At 63.4% G+C, this 18892-nt stretch carries 24 protein-coding genes; 18 read left to right on the top strand and 6 right to left on the bottom strand.

Translation table 11 applies throughout. The features are described 5' to 3' along the window. Positions 1-10: 10 nt before the first annotated feature. Positions 11-1039, bottom strand: a complete 1029-nt coding sequence (locus LCM24_RS06095; RefSeq protein WP_224803183.1) for a quinone-dependent dihydroorotate dehydrogenase — start codon at positions 1037-1039, stop codon at positions 11-13. Positions 1040-1388: 349 nt separating this feature from the next. Here LCM24_RS06095 and LCM24_RS06090 point away from each other — a divergent pair, with 349 nt between their 5' ends. The 13 genes from LCM24_RS06090 (at position 1389) to LCM24_RS06030 (ending at position 10238) form a co-directional block, all read left to right on the top strand. After that, positions 1389-2306 carry an AraC family transcriptional regulator gene (locus tag LCM24_RS06090; protein WP_224803182.1) on the top strand — a complete coding sequence of 306 codons (918 nt, stop codon included), beginning with the start codon at positions 1389-1391 and terminating at the stop codon, positions 2304-2306. Positions 2307-2405: 99 nt separating this feature from the next. Then, positions 2406-2816, top strand: a complete 411-nt coding sequence (locus tag LCM24_RS06085; protein WP_090477000.1) for an SUF system Fe-S cluster assembly regulator — start codon at positions 2406-2408, stop codon at positions 2814-2816. Between the two features lie 8 nt (positions 2817-2824). Further along, positions 2825-4309, top strand: a complete 1485-nt coding sequence (gene sufB, locus LCM24_RS06080; RefSeq protein ID WP_263617963.1) for a Fe-S cluster assembly protein SufB — start codon at positions 2825-2827, stop codon at positions 4307-4309. Beyond that, complete coding sequence (locus LCM24_RS06075; RefSeq protein WP_224803180.1) at positions 4309-4641, top strand: hypothetical protein; 333 nt, start codon at positions 4309-4311, stop codon at positions 4639-4641. The genes sufB and LCM24_RS06075 overlap by 1 nt, the downstream gene beginning before the upstream one ends. Continuing rightward, entirely contained in the window at positions 4638-5123 is a 486-nt protein-coding gene (locus tag LCM24_RS06070; RefSeq protein ID WP_224803179.1) for an endonuclease domain-containing protein, read from the top strand. Before LCM24_RS06075 ends, LCM24_RS06070 begins: the two co-directional genes overlap by 4 nt. Then, positions 5120-5794: a hypothetical protein gene (locus LCM24_RS06065; protein ID WP_224803178.1), complete on the top strand. Its 675-nt coding sequence runs from the start codon at positions 5120-5122 to the stop codon at positions 5792-5794. Before LCM24_RS06070 ends, LCM24_RS06065 begins: the two co-directional genes overlap by 4 nt. 22 nt (positions 5795-5816) lie before the next feature. Beyond that, positions 5817-6569 carry a Fe-S cluster assembly ATPase SufC gene (gene sufC, locus LCM24_RS06060; protein ID WP_224803177.1) on the top strand — a complete coding sequence of 251 codons (753 nt, stop codon included), beginning with the start codon at positions 5817-5819 and terminating at the stop codon, positions 6567-6569. Next, positions 6566-7336, top strand: coding sequence for a SufD family Fe-S cluster assembly protein (locus tag LCM24_RS06055; protein WP_224803176.1), 771 nt, complete (start codon positions 6566-6568; stop codon positions 7334-7336). Before sufC ends, LCM24_RS06055 begins: the two co-directional genes overlap by 4 nt. Next, complete coding sequence (locus LCM24_RS06050) at positions 7333-7680, top strand: hypothetical protein (RefSeq protein WP_224803175.1); 348 nt, start codon at positions 7333-7335, stop codon at positions 7678-7680. Before LCM24_RS06055 ends, LCM24_RS06050 begins: the two co-directional genes overlap by 4 nt. After that, a complete protein-coding gene (locus LCM24_RS06045; protein WP_224803174.1) occupies positions 7677-8894 on the top strand; it encodes an aminotransferase class V-fold PLP-dependent enzyme in 1218 nt (405 codons plus the stop codon). The genes LCM24_RS06050 and LCM24_RS06045 overlap by 4 nt, the downstream gene beginning before the upstream one ends. Then, positions 8891-9394, top strand: a complete 504-nt coding sequence (locus LCM24_RS06040; RefSeq protein ID WP_177201781.1) for an SUF system Fe-S cluster assembly protein — start codon at positions 8891-8893, stop codon at positions 9392-9394. The genes LCM24_RS06045 and LCM24_RS06040 overlap by 4 nt, the downstream gene beginning before the upstream one ends. After that, on the top strand, positions 9394-9879 hold the full coding sequence (locus LCM24_RS06035; RefSeq protein ID WP_224803173.1) for a GNAT family N-acetyltransferase: 486 nt from the start codon (positions 9394-9396) through the stop codon (positions 9877-9879). Before LCM24_RS06040 ends, LCM24_RS06035 begins: the two co-directional genes overlap by 1 nt. Then, positions 9879-10238: a HesB/IscA family protein gene (locus LCM24_RS06030; protein WP_224803172.1), complete on the top strand. Its 360-nt coding sequence runs from the start codon at positions 9879-9881 to the stop codon at positions 10236-10238. Before LCM24_RS06035 ends, LCM24_RS06030 begins: the two co-directional genes overlap by 1 nt. Before the next feature lie 24 nt (positions 10239-10262). Here the strand turns inward: LCM24_RS06030 and LCM24_RS06025 are convergent, their stop codons facing one another. From LCM24_RS06025 to LCM24_RS06015, 3 genes are read right to left on the bottom strand one after another with little or no spacing between them, the layout of a single operon-like run. Next, positions 10263-11192 carry a hypothetical protein gene (locus tag LCM24_RS06025; protein WP_224803171.1) on the bottom strand — a complete coding sequence of 310 codons (930 nt, stop codon included), beginning with the start codon at positions 11190-11192 and terminating at the stop codon, positions 10263-10265. A 58-nt stretch (positions 11193-11250) separates the two neighbouring features. Continuing rightward, positions 11251-11676 (bottom strand): hypothetical protein, encoded by a 426-nt coding sequence (locus tag LCM24_RS06020; protein WP_224803170.1) that lies wholly within the window; start codon positions 11674-11676, stop codon positions 11251-11253. After that, the gene (locus LCM24_RS06015; RefSeq protein ID WP_224803169.1) at positions 11669-12352 is read right to left on the bottom strand and encodes an EI24 domain-containing protein; all 684 of its coding nucleotides are present in this window, start codon (positions 12350-12352) and stop codon (positions 11669-11671) included. Before LCM24_RS06015 ends, LCM24_RS06020 begins: the two co-directional genes overlap by 8 nt. A 113-nt stretch (positions 12353-12465) precedes the next feature. Between LCM24_RS06015 and LCM24_RS06010 the strand changes: the two genes are divergently transcribed. Beyond that, entirely contained in the window at positions 12466-13461 is a 996-nt protein-coding gene (locus LCM24_RS06010; protein ID WP_224803168.1) for an adenosine kinase, read from the top strand. Between the two features lie 7 nt (positions 13462-13468). On the opposite strand, the gene LCM24_RS06005 is transcribed toward LCM24_RS06010, so the two are convergent. Together LCM24_RS06005 and purD are read right to left on the bottom strand one after the other, a co-directional pair. Then, complete coding sequence (locus LCM24_RS06005; RefSeq protein WP_224803167.1) at positions 13469-13867, bottom strand: c-type cytochrome; 399 nt, start codon at positions 13865-13867, stop codon at positions 13469-13471. 135 nt (positions 13868-14002) lie between these two features. Beyond that, positions 14003-15277, bottom strand: a complete 1275-nt coding sequence (gene purD / locus LCM24_RS06000) for a phosphoribosylamine--glycine ligase (protein ID WP_224803166.1) — start codon at positions 15275-15277, stop codon at positions 14003-14005. Between purD and xseA the strand changes: the two genes are divergently transcribed. The 4 genes from xseA to LCM24_RS05980 all read left to right on the top strand — a co-directional run bounded on the left by xseA (position 15276) and on the right by LCM24_RS05980 (position 18851). Then, the gene (gene xseA / locus LCM24_RS05995) at positions 15276-16685 is read left to right on the top strand and encodes an exodeoxyribonuclease VII large subunit (RefSeq protein ID WP_224803165.1); all 1410 of its coding nucleotides are present in this window, start codon (positions 15276-15278) and stop codon (positions 16683-16685) included. The two genes, purD and xseA, sit on opposite strands and share 2 nt — an antisense overlap. 24 nt (positions 16686-16709) lie before the next feature. Further along, positions 16710-16919 carry a DUF2093 domain-containing protein gene (locus LCM24_RS05990; protein ID WP_090476968.1) on the top strand — a complete coding sequence of 70 codons (210 nt, stop codon included), beginning with the start codon at positions 16710-16712 and terminating at the stop codon, positions 16917-16919. A gap of 95 nt (positions 16920-17014) precedes the next feature. After that, positions 17015-17836, top strand: coding sequence for a M23 family metallopeptidase (locus tag LCM24_RS05985; RefSeq protein ID WP_224803164.1), 822 nt, complete (start codon positions 17015-17017; stop codon positions 17834-17836). A 73-nt stretch (positions 17837-17909) separates the two neighbouring features. Beyond that, positions 17910-18851: an esterase-like activity of phytase family protein gene (locus tag LCM24_RS05980; RefSeq protein ID WP_224803163.1), complete on the top strand. Its 942-nt coding sequence runs from the start codon at positions 17910-17912 to the stop codon at positions 18849-18851. Positions 18852-18892: the final 41 nt, after the last annotated feature.

Below are 18892 nucleotides of genomic sequence, written 5' to 3'. Positions count from 1 at the left end.
GTCGGCGACGCTATGCCGTTCCGACGGCCTCTGCAATCGAGGAAAAGCCGTCACGCTTCATCAGGCGCTCCAGCCCGCGAGTGATCGCACGGGGCAGGCCCGGTCCTTCGTAGACCATGGCGCTGTACAGCTGGACCAGGCTCGCTCCCGCCCGAATGCGTGCCCAGGCATCTTCTGCGGTCGCAATTCCGCCGACGCCAACCAGCGGTATTCCCCCGCCCGTCGCGGTGCGGAAATCTACGAGCCGCTGCTGCGCGAGGTCGCGCAGCGGCCTGCCCGAAAGGCCGCCGGCCTCGTCGCGCTGTCGCGACGCCAGGCCGGGCCGCGTGATGGTGGTGTTCGAGACGATGAGCGCGCCCAGCTTCTTGTCGAGCGCGATGCGCGAGATCGCATCGATGTCTGCCGGTTCGAGATCCGGTGCGACCTTGAGAAAAACCGGTGGACCTTCATCGCCGCGCGCATCGAGAACCGCTTCGAGCAGCCCGGTAAGAGCGCTCTCGTCCTGCAGGGCGCGCAGGCCCGGAGTGTTGGGGCTGGAGATGTTGACCGCGAGATAGCTGGCCAGAGGCGCCATCATGCGCGTCATTTCGACGTAATCGGCAACCCTGTCTTCGCTGTCCTTGTTGGCGCCGATGTTTATCCCGACGATCCCGCCACGGCGCGCTCTCGCTTCGAGGCGCTGGCGGGCCGCTTCTCCGCCGCCATTGTTGAAGCCCATGCGATTGATGACGGCGCGGTCTTCCACCAGCCGGAACAGGCGCGGCTTCGGATTGCCCGACTGCGGGCGCGGCGTGATCGAGCCGACCTCGGTGAAGCCGAATCCCAGGCCCAGCAATTGGTCGGGCACTTCCGCGTCCTTGTCGAACCCTGCCGCCATGCCAAGGGGGTTGGGAAATTCAAGTCCGGCCACATTCACAGCGAGTTTGCCGGGGCGCGAGCGCGGTGCCCGCGGCATTGCTTTCAGTCCGGCGATCGTAAGGCGGTGCGCGCGTTCGGGGTCGAGTGCGAACAGGGCGGGACGGGCAAGATGGAAGATCATGGCCGGGCGCTATGACGCAGCCGCAATCGGCTGTCGAGCGAGCGCCTCAAGTCATTGTAAAATTCCGCCAAAGTTGCCCGAATTGAAACGAGTGTCGCATGCATACAATCAAAAATCGGCCGACTCGTTCTATTCAGCACCTGCGACCCGAAGGGCTCGGAGCAGCTTTGCAACGAGTTCTCAACTATAGAGGGCGGCTCTCAACGGGCCGCCCTTTTTTTGTCTGCCGTATCGTACGACTTCGCCGCTGCTGTCACATTCCGGACATAAACTTAGGACAATTGCCTGTTCCGTCGCGCACCGCTAGTTACAGCGCACGCTTGAGTGCTCGGGTCGCAGGGGACAGAGCTTGGAAAATCAGAACGGGGCAGATGGCCTTCCGTACAGCTTTGAATTTATCGAAGCGCCGGCAGACCTGAAACCCTACTGCAATTCGCTTTACATCTTCCGGGCGCAAGCCCCGGGGTTCGAGGACTGCCTGCCCGCCTATTCCGGACAGCTCGCCGTAGTGCCTCAGGGTACCGCGGACGTATTCTTCGAGAAGAGCAAGCCATCGCGTACAGGTGATGTCGTGATGCAAGGCGCGCTGCTGAAGGCGCGCGATTTCCATATTCACGGCCCCATGCTGATGCTGGGCTTCTCGCTGAACTTTCGCGGCTGGGCTGCGCTAACGGGCCTGCCCGTGAACGAATACCATGATTGTTTCGTCCCGATCGAAAAAGCCTTCGCTCCCGATCTTCAAGCCCGGCTGGAGGCGCTTCCTCTTGCCGTGCGCGAGGGCAGGATGGACGAGAAGGCCGGCCTTGAAGAGCTGGCCGACATCGTGCGGTGCGGGATCAGCGAATTGTCCGAGCGCCATGTCCAGGTGATCGACACGACGCTGCAGTGGCTGTCTTCCTCGTTCAAGCCGGACATCGAGGAATTGCAGGACAAGCTGCCCTACTCGGAACGGCAGATGCAGCGCCTCGTCACGCGCTTCTTCGGCCAGCCCCCGGTTCGCCTGATTCGCCGCTATCGTGCGGTTCGCGCCGCCACGATCCTGTCGCTACCCGAGCTGGCGCCGGAACTCGAAGCGGAAATTCGTGATGCGTTTTACGATCAGGCACACATGATCAAGGAAATCCGCGAGTTCACCGGGCGCACGCCGCGCCGTCTGGAAGTGAACAAGGAAACCCCGGTCCGCGATATGCTTGGCCCGGATGGCTATTCCTCGGTCGACCTGTTCGGCGGCAGCCAGGACCGCCAGCTCGGCCGCACCCCCAACTAAGCCAAAACTGCTAACGACTCGCAACAAGCGGAAATGCGTTGAAACCGCGGGTTTGCGCCCATAGGTGGCTAATCGGAACAGATTCGTCCGATTTAAGATATGCGCCTTTCGAACCTTGCAGATTACGCTGTCGTCACGATGAGCCAGGCGGCCCGCCATTGCGGCGGCGGCAGGGTGAGTGCGTCCGAGCTGGCTGCGGAAACCGGTCTTCCCGCACCCACCGTGCAGAAGCTGGTCAGCAAGCTCGTAGGCGCGGGGCTGCTCCGTTCGGTACGCGGTGCAGGCGGCGGCTTGCAGCTGGCCCGGCCGGCCGCAGCGATCAGCCTGGCCGATATCGTCGAAGCTGTCGAAGGCCCCATCGCCCTTACCGCCTGTGTCGAGGGAACCGATTGTTCGGTCGATCATGAATGCCGGGTCAGGCCGCACTGGCCGCTGGTGAACGAAACTTTGCGCAGGGCGCTGGCTGACATCAGCCTGGTGCAGCTGGCGCAGGAAAAGGAACTCGCGTGAGCGAAGACATGGACATCCAGGACCGCGCGGAAATGGACAAGGACGCGCGTGAAGCTGCCGAAAAGGCGGCCGAGTACGAGCACGGCTGGTCCTCCGACATCGAGACCGAATATGCCGAAAAGGGCCTGACCGAAGACACGGTCCGGTTCATCTCGGCCAAGAAGAACGAGCCGGAATGGATGCTCGAATGGCGGCTCAAGGCCTTCCGCCTGTGGCAGGATATGGAAGAGCCCAACTGGGCGAAGCTCGGCTATCCGGAAATCGATTACCAGGACGCCTATTATTACGCCGCTCCGAAGAAGAAGGAAAAGCTCAAGTCGCTCGACGAGCTCGATCCGGAGATCAAGGCGGTCTACGACAAGCTCGGCATTCCCGTGGCAGAGCAGGAAGTGCTCGCCGGGGTCGAAGGGGCGCGCAAGGTCGCCGTCGATGCCGTGTTCGACAGCGTCAGCGTCGCGACCACTTTCCGCGAGGAATTGAAGAAGGCAGGCGTCATCTTCCTCTCCATCAGCGAGGCGATTCAGGAATATCCCGAGCTGGTGAAGAAGTGGCTCGGCAAGGTCGTGCCGCAGAAGGACAACTACTTCGCGACACTGAACTGCGCGGTATTTTCGGACGGCACCTTCGTCTACGTGCCCGAAGGCGTGCGCTGTCCGATGGAGCTCAGCACCTATTTTCGCATCAATGCCGAGAATACCGGCCAGTTCGAACGCACGCTGATCGTTGCCGAGAAGGGCAGCTATGTCAGCTATCTCGAAGGTTGCACCGCTCCGATGCGCGATGAAAACCAGCTCCATGCCGCCGTGGTCGAACTGGTTGCGATGGAAGATGCCGAGATCAAGTACTCGACCGTCCAGAACTGGTACCCGGGCAATTCCGAAGGTGTTGGCGGGATCTACAATTTCGTCACCAAGCGGGGCCTCTGCCAGGGCGAGCGCTCGAAGATCAGCTGGACGCAGGTCGAAACCGGCAGCGCGGTGACGTGGAAGTATCCGTCTTGCGTGCTCAACGGCGAAGACAGCGTGGGCGAATTCTACTCGGTCGCGGTGACCAACAATTTCCAGCAGGCCGACACCGGCACCAAGATGATCCACAACGGCAAGGGCAGCCGTTCGACGATCATCTCGAAGGGCATTTCGGCGGGCAAGTCGAACAACACCTATCGCGGGCGTGTGGCTGTGGCGGCAAATGCCGACAACGTGCGCAATTTCACCCAGTGCGACAGCCTGTTGCTGGGCGACAAATGCGGTGCGCATACCGTGCCCTATATCGAGGTGAAGAACCTCTCGGCCACGATCGAACACGAAGCGACGACGTCCAAGATTTCAGACGACCAGCTGTTCTACGCCATGCAGCGCGGTCTGGACGAGGAAGAGGCCGTGGCCCTGATCGTCAACGGCTTTGCCAAGGATGTGCTGAAAGAGCTGCCGATGGAGTTCGCTGTCGAGGCGCAGAAGCTGCTGGCGATCTCGCTTGAGGGGAGTGTGGGGTGATGCGGCGCGAATGGATTCTGGGTTGTGCCCTATTCGCTGCTGCGTGCGGGCAGAGTGCGGAGAAAGAGGCGTCGTTCGAGGATGTCTCCACTGCGACCCTCGCCTATGCAAATTGCATCAATGACGAGGCTGCCGGGTCTGCCCGCCACGCGGGCTCACAGGACGAGGTCGTAGAGGTGATTCTCCGGGCCTGTGATGCGCAACGATCGACCGCTCTCGAGAGAGGGGCGGTGCCGACCATGGCGGCATCTCAAGCCGAGTTCGATGAAATACACGAAGGGTTGGCGCGTAGCCTGCTCATGGACGCGCAAGAAAAGGCTGAAGCCCAGTGACCGACCGCAAGACCCTCCAACTCCGCGATCCGTCCGAAACCGGTGACGAGGCCCCTTCGATCAAGAAGAAGGGCCGCGGCTGGGAGATTTCCGAAAAGCGACTCGATGCGCTGCACGAACAGGCACGCGAGATGCGGCGCCACTCTTCCGAGGCGCACAAGGCGCTCGCCGAGAGATTCGCTAGCGCCAACATGGGCCCCTTCACTTTCAAGCGCCACGCCGTCGTCGGCAGCGCGATCGTCGACTTCAACTGCCACAAGCTCGGCATGGCGATCGCCATCGACGAGGAAGGCCAGAACGACACGCTCGCCAAGCGCCGCGACAAGAGCCTCGAGGCGGTCGGCATCCGCGTGATGCGCATCGCCGCCAGGGACATCCTGGAAAACATGGATGCCGTGCTCGAACGCATCACGCTCGGCATGCGCAGCCGTATCGCCGACAAGCGCCAGCGCCGCGCCGATCACGAAGGAGCTAACCGATGATCCTTGCTACCGCAGCCTCCCTCCTGCTTGTCAGCTCTCAAGCAGGCGAAGCCGTCACAGCCGAGTATGCGGAAGATTCCGAGACCTGGGCGCTCGAATACCCGAGCCTCATCGGCGCTTTCGTCGACGACTATTACAGCTGCCTCAAGAGCGGGAACTACATCGTCGGCGACGGAAGAGGGTTCGCCGACCAGTATCGCGGCGATATCCAGCGCTGCGCCAAGCAGGCAGTCAAGCTGGAGCAGGGCGCTAACGACCGCTTGTCCGAGCGCGGGAGTACCGATGAAGCCAGCCCCGAACAGGTCGCGGAGATCTTCGAGACGATCCGCCGCATCCATGTCGCGCGGGGCTCCGATCTCGACGCCCTGATCGCGGCGGGCCTTTCCAACCATCGTCGGTATCGCGAGGAGCAGGAAACGACGGTCGACGCCGCCTGCGTGGCGCGCGTCACCGAGCTTCGCAACCAGCGCGAGGACTTCGCAGCAACGGAAGGCCCGAAGCTGGAGCACATCCACGACAAGGACGAATACAGCGACGAAGATCGCCTCGCCTTGATGAATTATTCAACCGAGCTGCTGCGCCTCACGCGCATGATGCAGTTCGAGATGCGCCGCTGCCCGGGATCGGAAATCGCGGACAACACGGCGCAAGACCAGGTGCCCAATAGCTAAGTGGCACGAACAGGACATACCAATGCTCAAGATTGAAAATCTCACCGCCGAAATCGACGGCAAGACCATTCTCAACGGCCTCAGCCTGGAAGTCGCTGCGGGCGAAATCCATGCCATCATGGGGCCCAATGGCGCGGGCAAGTCCACGCTGTCCTATGTGCTCGGCGGTCGGCCGGGCTACGAGGTGACGGGCGGCTCGGTCACCTTCCGCGGTCAGGACCTGCTCGACATGGAACCGCACGAGCGCGCTGCGGCAGGGCTGTTCCTCGGCTTCCAGTACCCGGTTGAAATTCCCGGAGTCTCGAACGTCCAGTTCCTTCGCGAAGCGCTCAATGCCCAGCGCAAGGGACGCGGCGAAGAACCGCTCTCGGGCGGCGAATTCCTGAAGCTGGCCAAGGAAAAGGCCGCCCTGCTCAAGCTCGACATGGACATGCTGAAGCGCAATGTGAACGTCGGCTTTTCCGGCGGCGAGAAGAAGCGCGCCGAGATGGTCCAGATGGGCATCCTCGACCCTGCCTTCGCCGTGCTCGACGAAACCGACAGCGGTCTCGACATCGATGCGCTGCGCGTGGTGGGCGATGGCATCAATGCGATCATGCGCGACAGCGGCAAGGGTGTCCTGCTGATCACGCACTACCAGCGCCTGCTCGACGTTGTGAAGCCCGACAAGGTCTCGATCCTGAGCAAAGGCCGGATCGTCAAGACCGGCGGCCCGGACCTCGCGCTGCGCCTCGAGAACGAAGGCTATGACGCGGTGATGGCGGAGCCTGCATGACCCAGGACGTCGCTTTCCCCACACGCAAGGACGAGGCCTGGCGCTATTCCGACACGGATGCGCTGGCCGGCATGGACCTTGGCGCGTTCGACCGCTGGCAGGACATAGAAGTCCCCGCCGGCGAGACCTTGCGCGAAACGCTGGTTATCTCCGACGAGAATTCCGATCCCGACGGCGTCGAACTGCGCCGCCTGCGGGTGAAGATCGGCAAGGGTGCGCGTTTCGAACTGTTCGGCGTCATCGCCGGTGCGCAGCTGGGCCGGGTCGAGGTCGTCCTCACCCTCGCCGAAGGTGCCCATTTCGAAATGGGCGGCATCACCGTCGGCGGTCGCTCGACCGTGCGCGAATTCGTCACGCGGGTGGCCCATGAAGAGCCGAACGCAACCAGCAACCAGATCGTGCGGAGCGTCCACTGGGGCAAGGGCACGGGCAACTTCCTCGGCCGGATCGACGTGGTCCGCGACGCACAGAAGACCGATGCCGCGCAAAGCTTCAAGGGCCTGCTCCTTGAAAAGGGCGCTAGCGTGAATGCCGTGCCGCAGCTCGAAATCTTTGCGGACGACGTAAAGTGCGCACACGGCGCCAGCGTCGGCCAGATGGACGAGAACGCCCGTTTCTACATGGCTGCGCGCGGGCTTTCCCCCGAAGCGTCGCGCCGCCTGCTGGTCCAGGCCTTCATCGGCGATGCGCTGGTGGAACTGGACGACGAGGCCGAGCACGAACGCCTGCTGCGCATCGCGCTCGACAAGCTGGACAAGCACCTGTGAGCATCCAGGCCGCATTACTTTTGCTGCAAGCGTCGGCAACCACTGGCGTCGTTCCGGAAAGAACTGCCGAATTGGACACGGCCCACGCCTGCCTCGTGACCAGCACCGACAGCTTATTGGCCAAATTCGATTGGAAGCCGGAAGAGGAGGAGCGTTGGCGCTGGGCAGTCAAGGCGGTTGATGGTTGCAAGGAAGAGATAGAGGCGGCGGCGCGCAGTGCGCCCTACGATGGCTCGATTGCCAGTCTACCCGGAGTAAATATTTCGAGGGCCGATCACCTGAGAACAGAGGCGATCTATTATGTCGACCGGCGGATAGCCGAGCATTTCCAGGTGAACGAATGACCGTGTCTACCACCCTGACCCGCAAGGCTGACTTTCCCGGCCTCGTGACGCCTGAAGGCGCGCCCTGGCATTACCTCGACACGGCCGCCACGGCGCAGAAACCGCAGGCGGTGATCGACGCCATGTCGCGCGCCATGGGCAGGGATTACGCGACCGTGCACCGCGGCGTCTATTCGCGCAGCGCGATGATGACGCAGGGCTATGAAGCCGCACGCAGGCGCGTTGCGGAATTCATCGGCGCGCAGTCGGAAAACGAGATCGTGTTCGTGCGCGGCGCGACCGAAGCGATCAACCTTGTCGCGGCAAGCTGGGGGATGACCCGGCTGACCGAAGGCGACCGAATCGTTCTGTCGACGCTAGAACACCATTCCAACATCGTGCCCTGGCAGATGGTGGCCGAACGCACGGGCGCGCAGATCGACGTCTGTCCGCTGACCGAAGACGGCTGCATCGATCTCGGCGCGTTGGAGGCCATGATCGGCCCGCGCACCAAGCTGGTGGCGCTGGCCCATGTCTCCAACGTCCTCGGCAGCGTGCTCGATGCGCGCAAGGCTGCGGATCTCGCCCATTCGGTCGGTGCGAAGATCCTGCTCGACGGGTGCCAGGCGGCACCGCGCATGACGCTCGACATGAAGGCGCTGGATTGCGACTTCTATGCCTTCTCGGGCCACAAGCTCTACGGCCCGACCGGCATCGGCGTGCTGTGGGCGCGTGAGGATATTCTCGACGCTATGCCCCCTTGGCAGGGTGGTGGTGCAATGATCGACAAGGTCTCGTTCGAAGGCACGACCTACGCCCCGCCGCCGCAGCGTTTCGAGGCGGGAACGCCGATGATCACCGAGGCGATCGCGCTGCATGCGGCGATCGATTACGTGGCCGCGCACGACCCCGATAAGCTGTACGAACACGAGAACAGCCTTGCGAGAAAGCTGCGCGAGGAATTGCGCCGCACCAATGCCGTGACCCTGTTCGGCCCCGAAGAAAGCGCGGGGATCGTCTCCTTCGCGCTCGAAGGGGTTCATCCGCACGATCTCGGCACCATATTGGATGAAGAGAACGTGGCGATCCGCGCAGGCCATCACTGCGCGCAGCCCCTGATGGAGCATCTCGGCGTGCCCGCAACCGCACGCGCCAGCTTCGGCCTCTACAGCGACGAAAACGACATTGCCGCCCTCATGCGGGGCATCGAAAGGACCCGGAGGATCTTCGGATGAACAAGCCGTCTGACGACAAGGATTTCATTGCCGCACCATCGCCGGCGGACACGGTAGTCGGGAAGCCTCCGCGTGCGCGTGTGTCCGATGCGATCGACCCCGACGAAACCGCGGGCGAGAAGCTGGAGCGCAAGCGCGACTACCTCGAAGGCTTCCTGCAGAAGAAGCCCGAAGCCGAAAGCGTGACGGGCACTGGCGGCAAGCTGCAACAGGCGGTCGTCGATGCGCTGAAGGAAATCTACGATCCGGAAATCCCGGTGAACATCTACGACCTCGGCCTGATCTACGGCGTGGAGGTATCGGACGAAGCCGACGTGATCGTCACCATGACGCTGACAACGCCGCATTGCCCGGTTGCCGAAACCATGCCGGGCGAAGTCGAACTGCGTGCCGCCAGCGTTCCCGGCGTGCGCGATGCAGAGGTAAATCTCGTCTGGGATCCTCCGTGGGGTCCCGACAAGATGACCGATGAGGCACGGCTCGAACTGGGCATGCTCTGATGGGCGAAATCACCACCCGGATTGCCGATTATGGCGACGAAAGCGATGCGAGTACCGTGGTCGAATTGCTCGACTGCTACGCGCGCGATCCGATGGGTGGTGGCGAGCCGCTCGGCGACGAGGTGCGCGAAAACCTCATTCCGGGCCTTGCGAAGACGCCCGGCGCCTTCTCGATTCTCGCCTTTGACGGCGATGATGCGGTCGGCCTGTCCAATTGCTTCACCGGCTATTCGACCTTCGCGGCAAAACCGCTGGTCAATATCCACGACATGGTGGTGCGCGATGGCCAGCGCGGCAAGGGCGTCGGCAAGGCGATGTTCGATGCCATCCATGCAGAGGCCCGACGCATCGGCGCCTGCAAGGTGACGCTCGAAGTCCTCAGCGGCAACCACCCTGCCAAGGGGCTCTACACCGCGCAGGGCTATGGCGACTACGAACTGGACCCGGACAAGGGCCACGCGCTATTCTGGCAAAAGAGACTGTAATGACCGAGACACGCACCCGCCCCGCACCCAAGGCCGCCGTCATCCTGACGCCGCGGGCAGAGCAGCGCGTTGCCGACCTCATGGCCAAGGCGCCTGAAGATGCCATCGGTGTGAAGCTGTCGACCCCGCGCCGCGGGTGTTCGGGCCTTGCCTATTCCGTCGACTACGTCACCGAAGAGGCCAAGTTCGACGAGAAGATCGAGACACCCGGCGGCGTCTTCTACATCGACGGGGCAAGCGTCCTCTATCTCGTGGGCAGCACGATGGACTGGGTGGAAGACGATTTCTCCGCCGGTTTCGTGTTCGATAACCCGAACGCCAAGGGCGCGTGCGGCTGCGGCGAAAGCTTCATGGTCTAAGCCGGTCCCACCGGCCGGACCCGATCACCCTTCCGCGAGGAAATCCAGCAGGGCCTGCTCGTATTCGTCGACTTCGCCGTCGGCGTGAATCTTGCCGTCGAGCCACGCCTGTTCGGTGGTGGTGACCTTTTCCGCTTCGACGATGCGATCTTCCATCGACGCGTCGGTGCCGCGCTTGCCGAAGACCTGGCCGAAGACGTTGGGCGATGCTTTTGCCATGCGCCCGACGAAGCGCCCGACGCTGCGCGAGGTGTCGGCCATGAATATGTCCAGTTCGGCGGCGCGTTCGCGGCTGATCTGGGCATTGGGCAGGTGGAATCCCTGCAAATAGCTGGCGATGCCCTGCACGAAGAGGCGCTTCCATTCCGGATCGTTGTCGGCGTGGAGCGTAGCGTCCTTGATGCGGAACAAGAGGTCGGCTTCCGACCGCCCAACCCCACCCGGACGAGCGCTGGAGGGAGCAAAGATCGCGCGGCGCAAGATCTGCGCTTCGGCGGCGGTGACATTGCCCTTTTCCATCTGGCCGCCGCGATGGGTCGGCCCGGTGCCGTTCAGGACGGCATCTTCCATGCGTTCGACCACCCAGTCCTTCAGGCTTTGCGGGACGTTCTTCGCACGCTCGAAAATCTTCACGACGAGTTCGCATTCGGCCATCGAACCGAACTCGCCGTTATGGTCGATCCGTGCGACCAGCCAGTCGGCGTTTTCCTGGCTGACATAGCCCTTGGGCTCCAGCTGCATGACCGTAAAAACGCTCAGCGCCTCGACGAAAAACTCGGTCCATTCGGGGCCGCGCTCGGTCAATTTGTCGTTGAGCGCGAAGATCGCGTCCGCCTCTGCCCTGGTGATGATACCATCGGGCCAGCATTCGCGGCGCAGCTGCAGAACTTCTTCGGGCGTGACCTTGCCGTCTGCCGCAGCATGTTCGGCGATTTGGTCGAATTGCGTACTCATTGTTCCAAGTCCCCCTGAATGGACCCGATTTCCCTAGTATTACGCTATTAATTTCATCTTACCGACGCAGCGCCGCGACGCAAGCTGCGCGGTCGACGTCGAGGGAATCGCTGGCCCTGCGCGCCGATACATAGGTCGCGCTGGGCTGTGCCCCGGGCGACAGCGGGTAGAGGTAGATATCGAGCACACAGGCCGGTCCGGTGAATTGCAGCTTCAGCGCATCGCCCTCCTTCACCTCCAGCCGCGGCGGGCCGAAGATATTGGCGAGCGCGGTCGCATTCCTGCCGATCACGCCCTCGAGGCCGGGGACATTCATGACCCTGGGTGCAATGAAGCCTCCCGACGACGGGGCGACCTCGACCGGTTGCTGGGGCGGGGGCGTGGTGACCGGCGCGCGCGGCGGCGGGGCCGAAGGAGCGGGCGGCGCGCTGACGCAGGCCGTAAGCCCGGTGGCGACGAATAGCAGCGGAGCGATTTTACGCATCGGTCTCTCTCCCGCGATGCACCATATGGGTTGCGCTTGCCGCGCCGATGACGGGGGCAAGCAGATTGGCAAAGGGCACGAGCAGGATCGCCGCCACCGTGCCGCCGAGGAGAAATCTCTGCACGGCCGAAATCGGTGCAATCTCCTGTGCATGTCCGCGATGACGCAGCCACACCACGTCCTGCAACTCGCGGCCCAGCAGCCAGCCGTTGACCGCCCAGAACAGGATCGCCGTCCCCACGCCGGTCACCAGCAAGATCAGCGCGAAAGGCAATGCCGCAAGGTTTACCAGCAAAGCGCGCACGGTCGATCGCACGCTGTTCGCCAGCTCCTGCCGGAACGGGAGATTGGCGACCTTTGCCGCATGGGGATAGTGGCGCGCTTCCACCGCCCGCACGATCTCATCGGCGAAGAACTGCAGGACGAACAGCGCCACGAAGCGGAACAGTAGCCAGCCGGCCACGACCGTAAGCAGGACGGCGGCGATGGCGCTGATCTCTGCACTCAAGCCTACGCCATAGGCTACAAGTGCTTTGTAAAGCGCCGTGAGTACTACAGAACCTATTACGAGAAATATCGCGATCGTGACTGCTATGCTCTTGACCAGCACCTTCACGATCGCCGGATCGCCCAACTGGCCGAGTGACAGGGTAAGGGCGCGGGGAAGCGATATCATCTCCTGCCAGCGATTGCGCAGATGGGCAGCGCAAGTCAACGCCGCCCTTGGCCAATGCCCGACGAAGCGCTAACGGCGCCCGACACACCGTTTACACATCCTCCGGAGTACCAATGTCCCAGCCCCGTTACGACGTCATCGCCATCGGCAACGCAATCGTCGATGTCATGGCCCCCTGTGAAGACGATCTGATCGAAGAGCTTGGCTTGGCGAAAGGCGGTATGACACTTGTCGATACGCCGCGCGCCAAGGAACTTTACGACGCGATGGGCCGCGCGACGGAGATCTCCGGCGGTTCGGCGGCCAATACGCTGGCGGGCATGTCCTCGCTCGGCGCACAGTGCGCCTTCGTCGGCCAGGTGGCCAAGGACCAGCTGGGCGAAATCTTCAGCCACGACATTCGCGCCGTCGGTATCGACTTCGACACCGCGCCGCGCGACGGCGATCCGCCCACCGCGCGCTGCCTCATTTTCGTGACCCCCGATGGCGAGCGCACGATGAACACCTTCCTCGGTGCCAGCCAGTTCCTGCCCCCTGCCGCTCTCGACGACGAGCTGATTGCCAGCGCCGGCATCCTTTACCTCGAAGGCTATCTCTGGGATCCGGAAGAACCGCGCAGCGCCATGCGCCGTGCTATCGACGTCGCCCGCGAGGCCGGCCGCAAAGTCGCTTTCACCGCCAGCGAAAGCTTTGTCATCGAGCGCCATGGCGACGATTTCCGCGCCCTGATCGAAGAAGGCAAGATCGACATCCTCTTCGTCAACGAGCACGAGCTGGCTACGCTGACCGGCGAAGAAGACTTCGATGCCGGTCTCGCAGCCCTCACAGACAAGGTCCCCGTCCTCGTCGCGACCCGCAGCGCAAAGGGTGCGGTCGGAATTGCCAATGGGGAACGGGTGGTCATCGAGGCCGAGCCGATCGAGCAGGTCGTCGATACGACGGGTGCGGGCGATCTCTTCGCGGCAGGCTTCCTTACCGGCCATGCACGCGGCGAAAGCCTCGAGACCTGCCTGCGGATGGGCGCGATCTGTGCGGCCGAAATCATCAGCCACATCGGCGCGCGCAGCGAAAAGGACCTGAAGGCGCTCGTCGCCGAAAAGCTCGGCTGAGACCCTGTCAGGACGGGGGCTTGTGGTAGTCCTCGTCCTTCAGGCTGAGGATGTAGTGGGCAAGTTCTGCCGCCTGCTCGGGATCGAGATCGAAATCCATCACCAGCGGGTAATTGTGCGCGTCGGTGAGATAGGTTTGCAGCGTTTCCTCGGTCACGCCCTCACGATTGGCAATATCGGCAAAAGTCGGCGCGTCGGGATTGGGCGATAGCCACGGTTTCTCGACCGCGTGACATCCGCCGCAGGCGCCCTGTGCGAAGGCGAGCGGATTGTCGTGCGCCATATTCGAGGGCGCAGGGCCGGCACTGGCTTCCTGTTCATCGGCATAAGCTGTCTGGCAGCCGCAAAGGGCAAGCGCGCCAATAGCAGGCAGGACGAGGCGAGCGAGCGATCCGGTTCTTTCCATGCTCCGAGTTTGCCGCTCCGATTGCCGAAAAGGCAAGTGCAAAGCGCCGGGCCGTATCTCAGAGGCAGTCGCCGCGCGCGAGACAGCGTCCTTCAGGTTCTGGAAGACAAGCCCGTAAAGCAGCATGGAACTGCCTTAGCCCCGCTCGCGCCTGACCTCTCGCTGGCCGATGTCGCGGCGACAGAAACCTTCCGCGAAGTCGATGGCGTCGACCGCGGCATAGGCATTGTGCTGGGCCTCGGTCGCGCTCGCGCCTTTTGCAGTCACATTGAGCACCCTGCCGCCGTTCGCAACGAGCTGGCCATCTGCCATCTTCGTGCCTGCATGGAAGACCTTGGCCCCGTCCGCCTCCGCATTGCCGAGATGAATAGCGCCGCCCTTCTTCGGAGTATCGGGATAGCCTTCTGCAGCCATGACGACCGTCAGCGCGAACTGGTCTGCCATGCGCGGCTCGTCGATCTCTCCGAGCCGCCCTTGGGCGCAGGCGTGCATGATCTCGACCAGATCGCTTTCCAGCCGCATCATCAGGACCTGGCATTCCGGATCGCCGAAACGCACGTTGTATTCGATCAGCTGCGGCCCCGTTTTGGTGAGCATGAGACCTGCGTACAGGACGCCCGAATAGGGGTGTCCCTCTTCGCGCATGGTCCGGACCGTGGGTTCGATGATCTCGCGCATGACCTGGTCTTTCAGGGCGTCGGTCAGGACCGGTGCGGGCGAATAGGCGCCCATGCCGCCGGTATTGGGGCCGGTGTCGCCCTCGCCCACGCGCTTGTGGTCCTGCGCACTCCCGATCGGAACGATGGCCTCGCCGTCGGTGAGGGCGAAATAGCTCGCCTCCTCGCCCTGCAGGAATTCCTCGATGACGACTTCGCTGCCCGCGCTGCCGAATTTGCCGTCGAACATTTCGGAAAGGGCGTGCTGCGCTTCCTCGCGGGTTTCGGCGATGACGACACCCTTGCCTGCCGCAAGACCATCTGCCTTGAGGACGAAGGGCGGGTCGAATTTCTTGAGCGCTCCCCAGGCCGCCTCGAGCGAGGTGCACCGTTCGAACCGCGCGGTGGGAATGCGGGCGCGCTGGCACAACTCCTTTGTGAAGCTCTTGCTGCCTTCCAGTTGCGCGGCTGCCTTGGAGGGACCGAAAACCGCCACGCCTGCCGCACGCAGATCGTCTGCCAGCCCGTCCACCAGCGGCGCTTCGGGGCCGATCACGACCAGGCCGATGGACTTGTCGCGGCAAAACTGCTCCACCGCTGCGTGATCGCCGGCATCGAGCGCGATGCATTCTGCGCATTCGGCCATTCCCGGGTTGCCGGGACTAGCCCACAGCTTGTCGCATTGCGGCGATTGCGCCAGTTTCCAGCCAAGCGCATGTTCGCGACCACCGCCGCCCAGCAAAAGGATATTCATGCCCGCCGATTTCCCGTCAGATTCCCAAGATGACAGTCTGGTAGCGAAGGGTCGCGCCGGGGACAACGCCGCCCCGCTTTCGATCAGCGAGATTTCCGGCCTGCTCAAGCGCACGGTGGAGGAGCGGTTCGGCTATGTGCGCCTGCGCGGCGAGCTTTCGGGCGTCAAACGCGCGGCTAGCGGACACATGTATTGCGCGCTCAAGGACGAGAAGGCGGTCATCGACGGGGTGATGTGGCGCGGCAATACCCAGCGCCTTGCGTTCCAGCCCGAAGATGGCCTGGAGGTCGTCGCCAGCGGCAAGTTGACGACCTATCCCGGCCGCTCGAAATACCAGATCGTGATCGAGCGGATGGAGCTTGCAGGCGAAGGGGCCCTGCTCGCGCTGCTCGAGAAGACGCGCGCGCGCCTCGCTGCAGAAGGGCTGTTCGACGAGGAGCGCAAGCGGGCGCTCCCGTTCCTGCCCCGCACCATAGGCGTGGTGACCTCGCCGACCGGCGCAGTCATTCGCGACATCCTCCACCGCCTTGCCGACCGCTTCCCGAGCCGCGTGATCGTGTGGCCCGCCCTCGTGCAAGGGCAGGGTGCGGCGGACCAGGTGGCAGGCGCGGTGCGCGGTTTCTCGGCGCTACCCGAAGGGCATCCCGACCGGCCGGACCTCGTCATCGTCGCTCGCGGGGGCGGCTCGATCGAGGATCTGTGGAGCTTCAACGAAGAAACGGTCGTTCGCGCGATAGCCGAATGCTCCATCCCGACGATCAGCGCGGTCGGACACGAAACCGACACCACTCTGGCCGATTACGCTGCCGACAAGCGCGCGCCGACGCCGACCGCGGCCGCCGAAATTGCCGTGCCAGTCCGGCAGGAACTTGCCGCAACGCTTTCCGATTTCGGCGCACGGCAGCAACGCGCCATACTACGCCCCGTGCAGCTCGGTCGCGAGCGGCTGGAGGCTCGGGTCCAGCGCATGCCCAAGCTGGAGGTTCTGCTGCAGCCCCAAGCGCAGCGGCTGGACGATGCCGCGACGCGGCTCGCCAACGGGCTACGCGATCGCGCAGCCCGCGCGCGTGACCGGCTGCAATCCGACCGGGCAAGGCTCAATGCACCCCTTCTGAAAATCCGCGTGGAGCAGGCGCAGCAGCGCCTGACTGCCGTATCTCGCCTGATGGTCTCGCTCGATCCGGATAATGTCGTGAAGCGCGGCTACGTGCGGGTCATCGGGCCGGAGGGCAAGACCGTGACTACTCATGCGGCCGCTGCGAAGGAAGCTGCCCTGACGCTGAAATTCCGCGATGGAGACCTGGCCGTCACGACCGGCAAGGCACCGCAGGCGCCCACGGCCCCGAAACCGCGCGCGAAGCGTCCGGCGAAGGGAACGCCGCCAGCGCAGGATGATTTGTTCGGATAGGCGCGAAGTGCTAGGACGCTCACCATGCTGATGAACAAGAATTCCGGCCCCGCTTCGGGCGAGGCAAAGCTGCAATACGGCCCGAACGGCTTCCGCGTGCTGCGCGCAGGCCAGCACGTTTTCTGCGCCGCTTCGGGCGAGGCGATCCCGCTCGACGAATTGCGTTACTGGTCGGTAGAGTACCAGGAAGCCTACGCGACACCGCAACTCGCAACGGAGCGTCTCAAACCGTGATGCGCCATAGGGTCGCGCCGCTACTTTTTCTCCTCACTGCCGCTTGCGTCGCTCCGGCGCAGGGCACGCCCGTGCCCGCACCGGAGGAGGTGGTAATGAGCGAGCCTGCTCCGGCGCCCGCGCCGACTGTGGTCGAAGAGCCAAGGCCCGAACCCGCAAAACCGGTCGATTTCACCTTCACCGGCGTGCTGACGCAAGGCGGCTGGATGCGCGGCGACCTTGGTCCCGGGCGATGGACCGCGCAGTTGGGCGATCAGGAAATCGACGTCGATGACGAGGGCCGCTTCTTCGCCGCCTTCGACAGGGACAGCCCCGCGAAGATCGAGTTCAAGGCGACGAGTGGCAATCTGGTCTATGCGCGGGAGACCATCACGGTCGATCCGCGCGAGTGGGATATCGAGCGCGTCAATGTCGCCAAGGGCACGGGTGGCGGCGGTGCGGCCTGGTGGGCGAAGCGTGAGCCGGAATGGCTGGCGATCCGCGATGCACGAGCGAAGGAAACCGGGGCCGAGGGTTGGATGCAGGAGTTCATCTGGCCGGTAACCGGGCGCATCTCTGGCCGTTTCGGCCGCCAACGAATCTATCGCGGCGAACCGGGCAGCTATCATTCCGGTATCGATATCGCTCCCGGCAATGGCGCTCCTTTTGTTGCGCCTGCTGGCGGTGTTGTCGTGCTCGCGCGGACAGGGTTCAGCCTTGAGGGCGGTATCATCATCCTGGATCATGGTGCGGGCCTGAACAGTGCCTTCATCCACCTATCGCGGCTGAGAGTGGCGGAGGGTGACCGGGTCGAACAGGGCCAGCTGCTCGGCAATGTCGGTGCTTCCGGCCGCGCGACCGGGCCACACCTTCACTGGAGCCTGATGTGGCGCGAGAAGCGGCTCGATCCGCTCCTGTTCCTGCCTCCCATGCCATGAGGTTGGGAGCATACCCGCAGGTCGCGCCACGGCATGCGTTTACTCGATGCGGATAGGCCGGATTTTCCTTGTTGTGCTTCTTGCTCTGGGCCTGTCGCCCGGGGTGTTCGTGCGCACCGATGTCGCGCCGCCGGATTTGACAGGGTCAGTCGAGATACACGCGCTCGGGTTTGAGGCCGCGACGAATGGCCCTCTCTCGCTTGGCGGGCTTTGGCACCTGACAAGCGAGAACGACGGGTTCGGTGGTTATTCCGCATTGGTTTCCCTTGGCGGGGACATGTTTCTCGCAGGCAGCGATGCAGGACGCGTCCTGCTGTTGACCCGACCCGATCGGGAAGGGCCGGCCCCGGAAGTGTCCGGTTTCACGGGGTTCTCGAACGACGGCTGGATCCGGATCGACCTAGAATCGATCGTGCGAGATCCGCAAACAGGACGCTTCTGGTCGGGCATCGAGGGGTCGAACCACATTGTGAGGTTCAACTCGGACCGGACTTGGTCGGCGGCATTCAAACCGCCTGCCATGCAGGACTGGGCGAACAACTCAGGCGCGGAAGCAATGGTTCGCCTTGCCGACGGCAGGATCATCGTGATCGCCGAAGAGGATCGCGGCGATGCGCGGCACGAGGCGCTGGTTTTCGAAGGCGATCCCGTCCGCGGCGCAGTTCCTGCCAGCTTCACCCTGATCGGCGAGACGGGGTACAACCCTGCGGAAGCGACGCTTCTGCCCGATGGAAGGGTCCTCGTAATCCTCCGGGCATTCGAACTTGGCTTGCCGCCCTATTTCTCCGTGAAGCTCGCGACGTTCGACCCGCAGGACATAAGGGAGGGTGAAACTATCGCGCTGCAGCCACTGAGCGATCTCGGGCGCCCTTTCCCGCAAGAAAACTTCGAAGGGGCCGTGGTTACGCAAGAGCCGGATGGCGATTGGGCTATCTGGCTCATCTCGGACGACAATTTCAGCAAGCTCCAAAGGACCCTGCTGATGCGATTGGACTGGCCCGAAGACGCTCGATAACTCGGCAGAAAACAGCAAAAGGCGCGCAGGCAAGACCCGCG

It is taken from the genome of Qipengyuania aquimaris (genome assembly GCF_020171965.1).
GTDB classification, from domain to species: Bacteria; Pseudomonadota; Alphaproteobacteria; order Sphingomonadales; family Sphingomonadaceae; genus Qipengyuania; species Qipengyuania aquimaris_A.
Note: the sequence above shows the minus strand (reverse complement) of the source record. Positions and strands in the feature narration are given on the sequence as shown.

Excerpts from the sequence above, each read along its gene's own strand:
- LCM24_RS06095 (WP_224803183.1), bottom strand. The coding sequence starts at position 1,039 with ATGATCTTCCATCTTGCCCGTCCCGCCCTGTTCGCACTCGACCCCGAA.
- LCM24_RS06085 (WP_090477000.1), top strand. The coding sequence starts at position 2,406 with ATGCGCCTTTCGAACCTTGCAGATTACGCTGTCGTCACGATGAGCCAG.
- sufB (WP_263617963.1), top strand. The coding sequence starts at position 2,825 with ATGGACATCCAGGACCGCGCGGAAATGGACAAGGACGCGCGTGAAGCT.
- LCM24_RS06075 (WP_224803180.1), top strand. The coding sequence starts at position 4,309 with ATGCGGCGCGAATGGATTCTGGGTTGTGCCCTATTCGCTGCTGCGTGC.
- LCM24_RS06065 (WP_224803178.1), top strand. The coding sequence starts at position 5,120 with ATGATCCTTGCTACCGCAGCCTCCCTCCTGCTTGTCAGCTCTCAAGCA.
- sufC (WP_224803177.1), top strand. The coding sequence starts at position 5,817 with ATGCTCAAGATTGAAAATCTCACCGCCGAAATCGACGGCAAGACCATT.
- LCM24_RS06055 (WP_224803176.1), top strand. The coding sequence starts at position 6,566 with ATGACCCAGGACGTCGCTTTCCCCACACGCAAGGACGAGGCCTGGCGC.
- LCM24_RS06045 (WP_224803174.1), top strand. The coding sequence starts at position 7,677 with ATGACCGTGTCTACCACCCTGACCCGCAAGGCTGACTTTCCCGGCCTC.
- LCM24_RS06040 (WP_177201781.1), top strand. The coding sequence starts at position 8,891 with ATGAACAAGCCGTCTGACGACAAGGATTTCATTGCCGCACCATCGCCG.
- LCM24_RS06035 (WP_224803173.1), top strand. The coding sequence starts at position 9,394 with ATGGGCGAAATCACCACCCGGATTGCCGATTATGGCGACGAAAGCGAT.
- LCM24_RS06030 (WP_224803172.1), top strand. The coding sequence starts at position 9,879 with ATGACCGAGACACGCACCCGCCCCGCACCCAAGGCCGCCGTCATCCTG.
- LCM24_RS06025 (WP_224803171.1), bottom strand. The coding sequence starts at position 11,192 with ATGAGTACGCAATTCGACCAAATCGCCGAACATGCTGCGGCAGACGGC.
- LCM24_RS06020 (WP_224803170.1), bottom strand. The coding sequence starts at position 11,676 with ATGCGTAAAATCGCTCCGCTGCTATTCGTCGCCACCGGGCTTACGGCC.
- LCM24_RS06015 (WP_224803169.1), bottom strand. The coding sequence starts at position 12,352 with ATGATATCGCTTCCCCGCGCCCTTACCCTGTCACTCGGCCAGTTGGGC.
- LCM24_RS06010 (WP_224803168.1), top strand. The coding sequence starts at position 12,466 with ATGTCCCAGCCCCGTTACGACGTCATCGCCATCGGCAACGCAATCGTC.
- LCM24_RS06005 (WP_224803167.1), bottom strand. The coding sequence starts at position 13,867 with ATGGAAAGAACCGGATCGCTCGCTCGCCTCGTCCTGCCTGCTATTGGC.
- xseA (WP_224803165.1), top strand. The coding sequence starts at position 15,276 with ATGCCCGCCGATTTCCCGTCAGATTCCCAAGATGACAGTCTGGTAGCG.
- purD (WP_224803166.1), bottom strand. The coding sequence starts at position 15,277 with ATGAATATCCTTTTGCTGGGCGGCGGTGGTCGCGAACATGCGCTTGGC.
- LCM24_RS05990 (WP_090476968.1), top strand. The coding sequence starts at position 16,710 with ATGCTGATGAACAAGAATTCCGGCCCCGCTTCGGGCGAGGCAAAGCTG.
- LCM24_RS05985 (WP_224803164.1), top strand. The coding sequence starts at position 17,015 with ATGAGCGAGCCTGCTCCGGCGCCCGCGCCGACTGTGGTCGAAGAGCCA.